The organism is Maribacter polysiphoniae, assembly GCF_003148665.1.
GTDB classification, from domain to species: domain Bacteria; phylum Bacteroidota; class Bacteroidia; order Flavobacteriales; family Flavobacteriaceae; genus Maribacter_A; species Maribacter_A polysiphoniae.
Map to the genome: position 1 here is coordinate 786,015 of NZ_QGGQ01000001.1, position 12,213 is coordinate 798,227.

7 protein-coding genes are annotated in these 12,213 nt (G+C 38.7%); all 7 read right to left on the reverse strand.

Going from position 1 to position 12,213, the window contains the following annotated elements; translation table 11 throughout:
- Nucleotides 1-155 precede the first annotated feature (155 nt).
- The 7 genes from LX92_RS03295 to LX92_RS03325 all read right to left on the reverse strand — a co-directional run bounded on the left by LX92_RS03295 (nucleotide 156) and on the right by LX92_RS03325 (nucleotide 12,208).
- The gene (locus LX92_RS03295; protein WP_109648827.1) at nucleotides 156-1,808 is read right to left on the reverse strand and encodes a sodium/sugar symporter; all 1,653 of its coding nucleotides are present in this window, start codon (nucleotides 1,806-1,808) and stop codon (nucleotides 156-158) included.
- A 151-nt stretch (nucleotides 1,809-1,959) separates the two neighbouring features.
- The gene (locus LX92_RS03300) at nucleotides 1,960-2,856 is read right to left on the reverse strand and encodes a transcriptional regulator (RefSeq protein ID WP_109648828.1); all 897 of its coding nucleotides are present in this window, start codon (nucleotides 2,854-2,856) and stop codon (nucleotides 1,960-1,962) included.
- 5 nt (nucleotides 2,857-2,861) lie between these two features.
- Nucleotides 2,862-3,083: a hypothetical protein gene (locus LX92_RS03305; protein WP_109648829.1), complete on the reverse strand. Its 222-nt coding sequence runs from the start codon at nucleotides 3,081-3,083 to the stop codon at nucleotides 2,862-2,864.
- A 46-nt stretch (nucleotides 3,084-3,129) separates the two neighbouring features.
- The gene (locus tag LX92_RS03310) at nucleotides 3,130-3,453 is read right to left on the reverse strand and encodes a hypothetical protein (protein WP_109648830.1); all 324 of its coding nucleotides are present in this window, start codon (nucleotides 3,451-3,453) and stop codon (nucleotides 3,130-3,132) included.
- Nucleotides 3,454-3,464: 11 nt separating this feature from the next.
- Complete coding sequence (locus tag LX92_RS03315) at nucleotides 3,465-6,716, reverse strand: VCBS repeat-containing protein (RefSeq protein ID WP_109648831.1); 3,252 nt, start codon at nucleotides 6,714-6,716, stop codon at nucleotides 3,465-3,467.
- Nucleotides 6,709-10,068 carry a VCBS repeat-containing protein gene (locus LX92_RS03320; RefSeq protein ID WP_109648832.1) on the reverse strand — a complete coding sequence of 1,120 codons (3,360 nt, stop codon included), beginning with the start codon at nucleotides 10,066-10,068 and terminating at the stop codon, nucleotides 6,709-6,711. The genes LX92_RS03315 and LX92_RS03320 overlap by 8 nt, the downstream gene beginning before the upstream one ends.
- Nucleotides 10,069-10,618: 550 nt before the next feature.
- The gene (locus LX92_RS03325; protein ID WP_109648833.1) at nucleotides 10,619-12,208 is read right to left on the reverse strand and encodes a RagB/SusD family nutrient uptake outer membrane protein; all 1,590 of its coding nucleotides are present in this window, start codon (nucleotides 12,206-12,208) and stop codon (nucleotides 10,619-10,621) included.
- Nucleotides 12,209-12,213 lie beyond the last annotated feature (5 nt).

The following is a 12,213-nucleotide window of genomic DNA, read 5'->3' on the forward strand; positions in this document are numbered from 1 at the left end:
TTTAAAAAAACCCAATGGACTTGAAATATAGAAAATGTTAATATTTAAGTCAAGCTTTATGGGTAAGTGCTATAATAAATCCATGATAAAGGTAAACCTTTGAAAACGGTAAGGCCAAGAAACCTCCAGAACCATATTCGATCTTGGGTTTCCCCTTATTTCCAAAAGAGACTGTACAAGACCACCAGGATGAGCATAACCGCAAACGCACCAATGTTGAATACGGGACTGGTTTTGAACAATGTCTTGGTCAAAGGAATTCCTTTTTCGTCATTTTTACCCTTATGTTGGATGAGACTTGCCGTTATAATGACGATCATGGTCAAAATCAGGGTATACCCCATTTGATCCATAAATGGGATATCCACGAAGAGTGGGTTGGAAGACCATCCTTTTGGACCTACCTTAAAATACATAGCAATGGGAATGGATGCCAATGCACCGATAATGGCGCCTTTATTGGTGGTTTTTTTCCAGAAAAGTCCCAATAGGAATACGGCTAGGATACCAGGACTTACAACCCCTGTATATTCTTGGATAAATTGAAAAGCTTGGTCAATACCCCCTAGTAATGGAGCCATAATACCAGCAATCACTAAGGCAACCCCTGCAGAAATCCTTCCAGTTGTTACTGTAGCCTTATCACTTGCATTTTTATTGATGTATTGCCTGTAGATATCCATGGTGAAAATCGTGGAAGTAGAGTTAAGCATAGAAGCCAGGGAAGAGACTATGGCGGCCGCCAAGGCTGCAAATGCAATGCCCTTCAATCCTGTAGGCAAAAATTGGAGAAGCCAAGGATAGGCTTTGTCAGCTTGTTCGAGCGAAGGTAGGTTATGTTGGGCTACATCACCCAAACGGGCCATAATTTCAGGATCATTGATGATAACGTAAGCGGCAATTCCGGGAATGACCACAATCAAGGGAAGAATCAATTTTAAAAATGCAGCCAATAAAATCCCCTTTTGGGCTTCCTTCAATGATTTGGCGGCCAGGGTACGTTGAATGATATATTGATTGAATCCCCAATAATAGAGATTGGCAACCCATAATCCTCCGACAAGAACGGCAATACCAGGTAGATTCCTGTATTCTGGATGTGATTCGTCCAAAATCATTACAAAGCGTTCCGGTGCGGTTTCATATACTATTTTAAAACCTTCAATGATTCCTTCCCCTCCCGAAACAGTATTTAAGGCCAGGTAGGTAGTGACCAGTCCACCGAGAATCAAAAAGACCACTTGTATAACATCGGTCCAGGCCACGGCCGAAAGACCTCCATAAAGGGAATAGGCAGCGGCGAATAGGGCAAGTCCGATGACGCCATACAGCATGGGGATGCCCATAATCGTTTCAAGTGCCAAGGCCCCGAGATAGAGAACGGAAGCTAGATTGACAAAAACATAAAGACCTATCCAAAAGACAGCTAAAATGGTCTTTAAATTTGTGGAAAATCTTTTTTCGACAAACTCAGGGATGGTATATAAACCTTTTTCAATAAAAATGGGAAGAAAAAATTTACCGACTATTATTAGGGTCAGAGCCCCCATCCACTCATAGGAGGCAATGGCCAGTCCTGAGGCAAATCCCGAACCCGACATACCAATGAACTGCTCGGCGGAAATGTTTGCTGCAATCAAAGAGGCCCCGATGGCCCACCAGGGTAAGGATTTACTCGCGAGGAAATAGTCTTCCGCATTTTTTTGATGGCCCTTTTTGTCCCTTGAGACCCATAGGCCAACACCAAGTATTAATAGGGCGTATGAAATGAATATAAAGTAATCCCAAAATCCGAAAGCTGAAGTCATGTTGGTTGTGGTTGGTTTGTTTTTATTGGAAATCGATCAAATTAAAAGAAGTATCAAAATAACTGATTTTTATCGATTAAACATATGAATCTTTTATGTTTTCTATTTAATCATGCATAAGTAGAACAACCCTGTAGGAAAAGCCAGACTTTTATTTGATTAACGGTAAATACACCTCCGTTTTCCATTTTAATGCATCCCCTCCCATATTGGGGTTATTGTGGAAAACTTCAACAGGTAATGCCTCTATCTTTAAATTATTATCCTTGGCATAATCCAATAAGGCGTACCAAGCCCTGTCTGAGGTGATATAATTCCCAAAGTATTCAGCCTTGATTGCCTTTGTTGAAGGGAAGTTCCTGTAGGTTAATTCTGGATGTTGTGGCAATGTTTCCGATTTTACAATTGGATAACAAAAGTTGAATGTTACACTGTCTTTTACCCTATCCCAATGGGTGATTTCCAAAAAGGGTCTTCCATTTAATCTCAGGCCATTGTTCACAAGAAAACCATCCAATAGCGGATAGTCTTTCATCATGCCTTTCGCTTTGCCAAACTGGGTCGTCGTTTGGGTGGTACAAGCGCAATAAGTTGAATTGATTTCTTCCTCACCAATTACCCTTACTTTAAACTGGGAAATATGTTCGTTCAATAATTTATTAAAATCGATTAAGTTTTTTCGAGTGCGTTTTTCAAAATCGGTATCTGAAAAAGGGATAGTCAGCTTGTTTTTCAGGCTGTGTTCAGGGTCTTTCGCATATACCTTCACATTTGAAGTTGAGTCTGTTTCAGGGATAATATTCCATGTATAAATATGGATGGAATCCCCGAATTGAAATTGCTGTTTTAACTCCAATAAATCTTCGTTGCCACTTTCGAGTAATTCTGAATTATCACTGGTATTGCTCCAAGTCTTGATCATTTGATTAATCGGGCCAGGAAATGTTTTTGCCTTGAAATTAACTTGATAATCGTGAGGTTTGATGAATAAATACCAAATGGTGGCACCAAAAAGGATAAATCCTATATAAAAAATGATTTTCTTCATTTCTTTTAAGATGTTTTATAATGTTGATTTGAATTCATTTTAAGATTGTTCATGTCGAATATCCCTAAATCCCTGTGTTTTTCATCCCAGCATTTGATAATCGCCATTGTTGGGTTTTTAAGTACATAAATTTTCTTATCGAAGGAGGTGCCACCGCTTTTGGCAATATTCACCACCATGTCTTGGACATCCTTGGAATCTTCATAAATATCTGTTCCTTTTTTCATTGAAAATGGGAGGGTGGTTTAATTTGACTAACGAAAACTATTGCATTCAGGTATATCTTATTGCATTGGTTTCAATGCCGTTCACGAATGCTGGAGGTGTTGGTTGACAGCTTGAAAAACCATTTGTGACTCCCGTATATTTTGGCATCCTAAGGGTTTGGTCAGAATGGTCAGTATTCATCCAATTTTTTCGAAGAACATTGACTGTTAGGGCATATTCCTTGGGGTCATTGAGTGGCTCCAAATTGGTGTTGCTCCAAAGCCCATCAAAGCTATCCAGTAAGGTTGTTGTCCTTTCTTTAGGGGTAAACACGGACTTGCTAATATTGCTATAGGCTAATGTAGTTAATTGAGGATTTATGTTTTTCATATTTCTATCAATTACTTTATCAATCCATATACTTGAACGCTGTCATTATTTATGGTTACCATTAGATAATCTCGATTGTCCAAGTTTATGATATTCAGATGTCGTACGGATTTTAGGGTTAAATCCAAGCCGAGATTATCTCCTAATATAATATCATTTTTGCTTTTTACCATGGCTCCGGAAAATGAATCAAACCTACCATGAAAGGGTTTAACGCCAAAATAGTTACCGGCCAAAAGAGCTTCTTTTTTGCCGTCGGAATCAAAATCGAATATTAACATGGCGGTTATTGGGGAGACTTGTAACTTGTCTGTAAAGGGGACGAAGGAATAATTGCCGTTGTTGTTTTCGAGATACCCGGAACGCAATTCATTGACTTCGAGAACAGTTGCTTTGTTTAAGGTTTTGCTGTCCCAGATTTCATCAATCGATTTTCCTGCGAAACTATAATATGTGACAAACTTTTTTCTAAGATACTCCATTTGGACAGCCAAGGCATCCAACCCTTCAATTGGATAGTATTTTCCATTTTTCTCTATGGCGACAATAGTTTCAGTACTTCCATTATCGTCTATATCATCATAGTACATTTTCATTGGGGATTTTTCCGAAGCTTTAAATTTGCTATTGGCCCCCCAATTCCCTAAAAGATAATCAATATCCCCATCCTGGTCGATATCGAAAGGTGCGATACTCTGCCAAAGACCGTTCAATTTTTTGTCTAGGACGCTCACTTGGGATAGTTCCCCATTCTTGTTTTTGAAAAATTTCGGAGACATCCATTCACCAATCACAATAAGGTCTTCTACCCCATCATTATCAAAGTCATCCCATAATGCATCGGTAATCATACCAGCATGTTGAAGCTCTGGATTGTCGACAATGGTAAAGCTTCCTTTGTTGTTTTGCAATAGATAGGAATTAGGGGTTTTTGCAAAATCATTGGTGATCACTTGATTTCCCAAGAAAAGATCTAAATCCCCATCCCTATCATAATCATAAGGCTTGAGTGTAGAGGCGTTCTCAAAATATCCAGGTAATGCTTGAGGTTCAAAACCGTCGTTTTTTTGAGTGTAATAACTATCGCTTAAAGGTTTCATTTGACCATAAAAATCAGCTCCACCGGTTCCTATAAACAGATCTGGTTTGTGATCCGAATTAAAATCCGCTATAACGGCACTAATATCTTCTTTTACAGAATCCTTTGCGATTTCCATTATCCTACTTTCTACAAAAGCTGAATCTGTTTGAAAATAAATTTTAGACGAGTGGAACTTTGATCCTCCGAAAAAGAGGTCAGCCTTATTGTCATTATTTAAATCACCAATTGCCGTGGCAGGGCCTCGATCGGATAGTTGGTACGGGATTAATTTCTGTCTGTTGAAATCTATATAGTTATCCTCGATATGGATAAAATCTATACCTAGGTTGTCTTCTATTTTATTGAATAGGGGTTTTGTCTTCGGGTTTAATGAGTTGTAATCAAAGGGAGCTGTGTTTTCTGGCGCAATCGTAATGGTCTTGTTTAGGCTTACATTTTTCACCACCTGATATGACTTGTCTGGCCATATTATTCTTAACGAATCGACTTTATTTGCTTTGCCATACCCAAAATGGATTATAGGTTCAGAGGAAGCTTGAAATCCTCGAGCTGTATAAAGCTCCTTATACTGTAATTTTCCTTGATGGTATGAAAATACTTTTGTTCCAATCCCAAACTTATTGGGGTTTTTATAATTGAACCTTATTTTAAGGTAATTTGCATTTTCATTGGTCTTGTTGATATATACCGTAGCAGGGCGATTAATGTTGTTGGTTACAATATCGATATCACCATCCAGGTCCAAATCGCCAATGGCGGTCGCTCCGGAAATTATTGTATCGTTGACCATCCAATTGGCTGACATATCCTCAAAATGTAGATTTTCATTCCCTTTGAATATATAATTATGTACAGCTCCTGAGGGCATCATATCCAATGCTATGGGGTCAACTAATTTGGTGTTATTGATTTTACTCCTGATTTGGTCATTGGAGACGAAATTAATATAGTCAAGATCGTTAGGCCGTTTAGGAATGCCGTTGGCAATAAAAATGTCTTGTTCGCCATCTTGGTTGTAATCCCCAAACAAGGCACTCCAACTCCAATCTGTCGCAGCTACGCCCGACATTAAGGCAATTTCCGTATACGTACTATGGGGTTGGTTCAAAAATAGCATGTTTCGTTCAAATTGATAGTGATATCCAAAACGTTCAATCTTCATTTTCTGTACCTGTATACCTGTGCTGTTTTCTGAAGATTTCAATACTTTTTCGTCATCTGGAAGCATATCCAATGAAATGATATCCGGCCATCCATCATGATTGATATCACTTACGTCATTACCCATTGAAGAGCGGGTAGTATGCCCAAAATACTTCTTTAAGCTCTCGGTAAATGTGCCATCAGTGTTGTTCAGATAATAATAATCATCTTCTTGAAAATCGTTGCCAACATAAATATCAGGAAAGCCATCTTGGTTGAAGTCCGCTACAGCGACACCTAGCCCATAACCATTTATGCCACCATAAATCCCAGCTATTTCACTGACATCGGTGAATTTGCCATTATCATTTCGAAGGAGTTTGTCACCGGCTTGAAAATTTCTTTTAAGTCGTATGTTGGAGTTTCCGAAAGATTCTTGGGTGTGTATCGCATGGTTGAGTAGGTATATATCCAAATCACCATCCAGGTCATAATCAAGAAAAGCTGCGGATGAACTGTAGGTATCATAATCGAGACCATATTTTGATGCACTTTCGGTGAAAGTCGCGTTTCCATTATTAATATAAAGTTCATTGTGACCATTGAATCCTTTAATGCCTACAACCGCACAAACATAAATATCCAATAATCCATCACCATTAACATCGCCCATTATAGCCCCAGTGTTCCATGTACTATTGCCTTCTACTCCAGCAGAAAGTGTAATATCCTCAAATTGCAGGTTTCCCTTATTAAGGTATAATTTGTTTTTCACTTGGTTACCGGTAAAGAAAATATCGGGAAGTTCATCCCCATTGATATCCCCGATAGCTACACCCCCACCATTATAGAAATATAAATAATCCAGAATATTCAGGTCTTCTGTTTCGGTTAGAACATTCGTGAAAGTAATACCAGTTTGTAGCTTGTCTGGAGTTTTATATAATGTCCCCTCTTTATCGGTACATCCTACGAAAGGTAACAAGACAACAACTATTTTAAAAAGGGAATTATTCATTAAGGGTAAATATTTTTGGTTTACTATCATTTATAGCTGCAACTAGGTAGATCTTACCTTTTTTATCCTTGAATTGCCGTATATGTTTTATCTCCTCCCGAACGAATAATCCGCTCATGTCGTAATCTTGCCACTCAAAACTTAATTTACCATCACCTAATAGGATACTACCATAGTTGGCATCCAATCTAGAATATTGTGGTTTAAACTCAAAGTTGTTACCTCCCAATATTAAATCTAAATTACCATCATTATTGACGTCTGTACATGTAATGCCACAAACGCAGGAGAGTTGAACCCTATAGGGTAGTTTGATAATCGTAAATTTGCCACCACCATCATTGACAGCGATTACGGATTCGGAAATAGAGGATAATTTTACAATTGAATTTTCAATTATTTCATTTGAAAACAATTCGTTGACAGTTTTAATCGCATATTCCGAGGCTTTTAAATTCTGTTTCTTTAACAACGATATTTGCTGGGTCAATTCTTTTTTCTGATGTATGGGATAATCCTTCCCATCAATGTTTTGCGTTACGATCTGCTCAATGGTTCCATTGTTGTCAAAATCGTTGATCCACATTTTCATCGGATTTTGAGCCGAAGGTTTGTAGTGTAGGTTGTTTCCTTGGTTCCCTAGAACCAGATCTTGGTCGCCATCACCATCCAGATCGGCGGTTTCAACAACATTCCACATGCCATAAAGGCTATCCAATGAAGTCTTTAATAGGGACAGGCGCCTACCTGAGTTTTTATAGATTCTTGGGGTTCCCCATTCTGAAACGGTTATAAGGTCTTTTATGGAATCCCCGTCGATATCGGACCATGACGCACCTGTAATCATACCGGCATCTTTTAAGTCATATGCCAATCTCTCTGAAGCATCCGTAAAGGTGCCATTGCCATTGTTTTCCAAGAAAAGGTGATTGGGGTCAACCCCATAGGTTCCTACAACATTTCTTGAGCCAATAAATACATCGATATCTCCATCAGCATCAAAATCAAAAGGATTAATTGTGGATATGTTCTTAAATGTAGAGGGAAGTTGTTGTGTTGATTTTTCAAAAATACCGTTGCCATTGTTCAGATATAATCGGGCACGATAAGTTTGTTCTTCACCAACTTGATTGCCACCAGATCCAATCATTAAATCCATATCATTGTCTCCATCTACATCAAAGAATGCGGCAGCAGTATCTTCAAATGTTGCATCGGATGATAAGGCAGGTTGTTTACTGGGACTTAATTTTCCGTTACCAGAATGTTTGTATACAACACCTGGAAGGCCTTTGGCACCTCCAATGAAAACGTCTTCATTTCCATCCCCGTCAACATCGGCTACCGCCAGTGAGGGGCCTTCCTGTGAGAGTAATTTATTGATTAGGCCTTCATTGTCAAAGTCACGGTAATTGTTTTCCTTATGGGTGATCAAGGGTGCATTTGAGAGTTCCTTTAACAGCGGTTTGATATTGTTTTCCTTTATTGGAGTATACTTTCCGGTAGCTTCTGAAATTTTTAGATTAAGGGTTTGGTTCGTATTTACCGAAAGCAGCTTTTGTGTACTGTCATCTGGCCAAATAACCCTTATGGAATCCAATACCGAAATATTTCCTAAACCTATGGTCATTCCATAATCCATTGAGGATTGAAATCCTCTAAAAGGATTCAACTCTTGAATGAATACCTTGTCTTCGGCATAAAGTAGCACCGAAGTGCCTACCGCAAATTTATTCTTGTCTGACCCTTCAAAATGAATTTTTAAGTACTTGTTCTTTAGCTGTTCATTTGTTTTGTTTTCATAGACAAAAGCTTGCATATTAACATTATTGACCACAATATCGAGGTCCCCATCATTGTCAAGGTCCCCATAGGCAGCTCCGTTTGACATACTTGGTTTTTCAAAACCCCAATCAGAATTGGCGTTGGAAAAGGTAATATCGCCATTGTTTTTATATGCGTAATTGGGTTGGGGTCTTATGGGCATTTTATTGATAATGGAATCTATTGATTCCTCTTTACCCGTCAATACCATCCTTTGAATGATTTTATTCGCAAAAAAATCAATAAAATCCAAGTCGGTGAGATCGTGATTAATGCCATTGGTAATATAAATATCCCGCAATCCATCATTGTTCATGTCAAACAACAATCCTGCCCAACTCCAATCAGTGGCATCAACGCCGCTATAATAGGCTACTTCTGAAAATGAACCATTACCGTTATTTAGTTGTAGTGTGTTTTGTATGTATTGCTGATAAAAATCCTTGCTTTGTTTTAATTTATAAACATTGTATCCTTCGAACTCCATTACCGCCTTTACACGTTTGTCCGCTTCCGGCAACATATCCGTAATAAAAATCTCAACATTGCCATCATTATTGATATCGGCCATATCCACTCCCATTGCGGATAACGATAAGTGGGAAGTCCATTTCTTGATTTCTTCCCTGAAAGTTCCATCTTGATTGTTTATGTATAAATAATCCCTTTCATAAAAATCATTGGACACATAAATATCAGGGTATAGGTCTTTGTTCAGGTCAGTTATGACTACGCCCAGCCCAAAACCGATAAGGCTGCCATAGATTCCTGCTTTTTCACTGACATCAACGAATTTTCCATCATCATTTCTCAATAGCATATCGCCAACACCCTTAAAAATATCCGGAACGCCCTCCCAATCCTGGGCCCTAACCTCTCGTTGTCCTGCATAGCCTAGGCTACTCACTGGGATATTGCTATTGTTCAAGATATAGGCATCAAGGTCCCCATCCTTGTCGTAGTCAAAAAAAGTGGCATGTGTTGAAAAGCCTGTTTTAGCTAAGTTGTATTCATTTGCTTTTTCAGTAAATGTCAAGTCTCCATTATTGATATAAAGGTCATTATCATGGTTATTGCCTTTCATGTTTCCGGCATTACTGACATAAATATCCAAAAGACCATCTTGATTGATATCGACCATGGCGACACCGGTAGACCATGGTTTGTTGCCTACGATACCTGCTGCCAATGAGATATCCTCGAATTTAAGATTGCCTTTATTCAGATATAGTTTGTTGTCTCCCATATTGGCGGTCATGTATATATCCACAAGGCCATCATTATTGATGTCGCCAATTGCAACTCCCCCGCCGTTATAAAAATTCCGGTATTTGAAGATGTTGAAATCTTTCTGATTTTTTACTTCATTTATAAAATCAATTCCAGTCTTATCAGAGGAAAGTAATGAGAATAGTGTATCGTCCTTACGATCCTGACCTGGATCCACTTTTTCCTTTGTGGTACAAGAAACATATAAAGAAAGTAATATTAAAAAGCTTACTACTTTAAGGGTTATTTGTTTTGTCATGTTTGTTATTTGCGCTTTTTAAACAAATTATGTTTTGTGTTCAAAAGTATTTTGATGACCAATAATAATATTTATATTCTAAATATTGAAGTTTTTATGTACGGTCTGATTTCATCAAAACTATGAACTAAAATCTAATGGATTCTTATTTAAGACATTTCGTAAATGTACTGTGCTTAAGGTTTTTATCCTACTTGAAATGGTGCTAATTTCGTGTAAAAACCCAATATTCAACTCGTTGTTCCAACCAAGTATCACAGATGTGGTACCCGATACATGCCCTGTTAAATAAAACATTGGAAGCTATAATCCTTAGGTTATCAATGAATGTCGATCAAATGTTCATACAATATAACAGGTCATTGAAATTCGGTCTTTTGCCAATAGCGACTTATCAAAGTATTCTAAGCTATAAAACATCGATTGAAGCCATGATTACATGAAAGGCTCGATGGTTTGCCATTGAAAGAAATCTGTTCATGCAAGGTGGCCATAAGCAAAAAAACCCCGACGCTATACGTCAGGGTTTTATTATTGTAATGGATAAATACTAATACCCTGGGTTTTGAACTAAGTTTGGATTGGCGAGCACATCCGAAGTCGGTATTGGAAATATCTGTAAATGCGAATCACCTTCGTTTTTGAGGTTCCAAGCCCTTAAAAATTGACCAAATCTAATAAGATCTTGTCTTCTTGCCAATTCTTGATATAACTCCCTTCCTCTTTCTGCCAACAACTCTGTTTCTCCAACTGAACTTAAGTCTTCAGCCCCCCTTATATTTCTTAAGGTGTTAATCATTGTTGTGGGGTCATCACCCATTCTAAACATAGCCTCTGCTTTCATTAAATAAGCGTCAGCAAACCTATACTTGACAACGTGTCTTCTTCTATCGCCACCTTCTTCATTAGGGTGGTATTTTAACATTCTTGTCCCAGCGGTTTCCAATACGGCATTATCGGCTGGGGCTGAGTATTCTGCTTTTTCAACTTCTTTGGTGAATACCAAGGGAACACTACCCACATCCGCTCTAGAGGTTAACGGCGTTCCGTCTTGTTCATACTGCTGACCGATCAAGAAGCCATAACCGATACCTAGGTTGTCGGCATTGGCTGTAGTGGCATCAGGCACCCATCCTCTTCGTTCTTCTTGTCCGTCACCTACATAATTTGTATCGGGGTCTCCTTCAAATGATTGATAGAATTCTGAAAGCGTGGCAAAACCATTCCAACCACCACCGTCGTTACCGGGGGAGTTTTGGTTATAATGTAAGGTTGGCCAAATTTTTTCACCAGCGTCACTAGGAGACCACCAAATTGTTTCAACATCATTACTTGGTCTAAAAATATCAAAGAAGTCTCCGGAAGCGGCTAAGGAATAGCCATCAGCGGAAATTTCATCTACGGCACTTATGACCGCCTGCATATCGGTAGTCGCTGGTTCTTCACCCAAGTATACATGTTTATTTAAATAAACCCTTGCCAATAGATGTCTGGCAGCAGCCTTACTGGGAGATGATTTTAAACCAATAGCATCACCGGCAGTCACCGCAGGAAGATCGGCAATGGCCGCATTCAGGTCGTCAACTATATAATCTATTGCAGCTTGCCCTGTTAGCACTTCAGGAATGGCACTATTCGGTAGATCAACATCCCTTAAGGGTACTTGTCTCCACATGTCCAAAATCCAAGTCATGGACCAAGCCCTGTAAAACCTGGCTTCTGCCTTTAACTGGGATACCTCTCCACTGGCAGTACTTACACTTTTATCGTTTATAACGCGGGTAGCATTGATGGTAATACTGTTTAACTGTTGCCATGCATTGATAATATCGGAAAGTTCAGCATTCCACGTATGCTGATGCATAGACAACCATCTACCATTATCTCCCCAATCCGTTCCTCGAGTGGCTACTAAGTATTCGTCTGAAGAAACCTCGTTTAGTCCAAAAAGGCCTCCAGAATTTGCCAAGTCACCTCCAGCAACTATGTTGGAAATATTTGCAACTTCACCTTCAATATTGGCAACTCCTGCAAAACCATCGCTAATCAACGAGTCTGTTGCTTCTATTTCCAAATTTGTACAAGAAAAAATCAAGACAATTGGAAGCGTTAGACACAAATAATTTACTATTTTTTTCATAATTA

Bases quoted from the DNA above. Each gene is read 5' to 3' on its own strand.
- LX92_RS03295 (WP_109648827.1), bottom strand. From the start codon at position 1,808: ATGACTTCAGCTTTCGGATTTTGGGATTACTTTATATTCATTTCATAC.
- LX92_RS03300 (WP_109648828.1), bottom strand. From the start codon at position 2,856: ATGAAGAAAATCATTTTTTATATAGGATTTATCCTTTTTGGTGCCACC.
- LX92_RS03305 (WP_109648829.1), bottom strand. From the start codon at position 3,083: ATGAAAAAAGGAACAGATATTTATGAAGATTCCAAGGATGTCCAAGAC.
- LX92_RS03310 (WP_109648830.1), bottom strand. From the start codon at position 3,453: ATGAAAAACATAAATCCTCAATTAACTACATTAGCCTATAGCAATATT.
- LX92_RS03315 (WP_109648831.1), bottom strand. From the start codon at position 6,716: ATGAATAATTCCCTTTTTAAAATAGTTGTTGTCTTGTTACCTTTCGTA.
- LX92_RS03320 (WP_109648832.1), bottom strand. From the start codon at position 10,068: ATGACAAAACAAATAACCCTTAAAGTAGTAAGCTTTTTAATATTACTT.
- LX92_RS03325 (WP_109648833.1), bottom strand. From the start codon at position 12,208: ATGAAAAAAATAGTAAATTATTTGTGTCTAACGCTTCCAATTGTCTTG.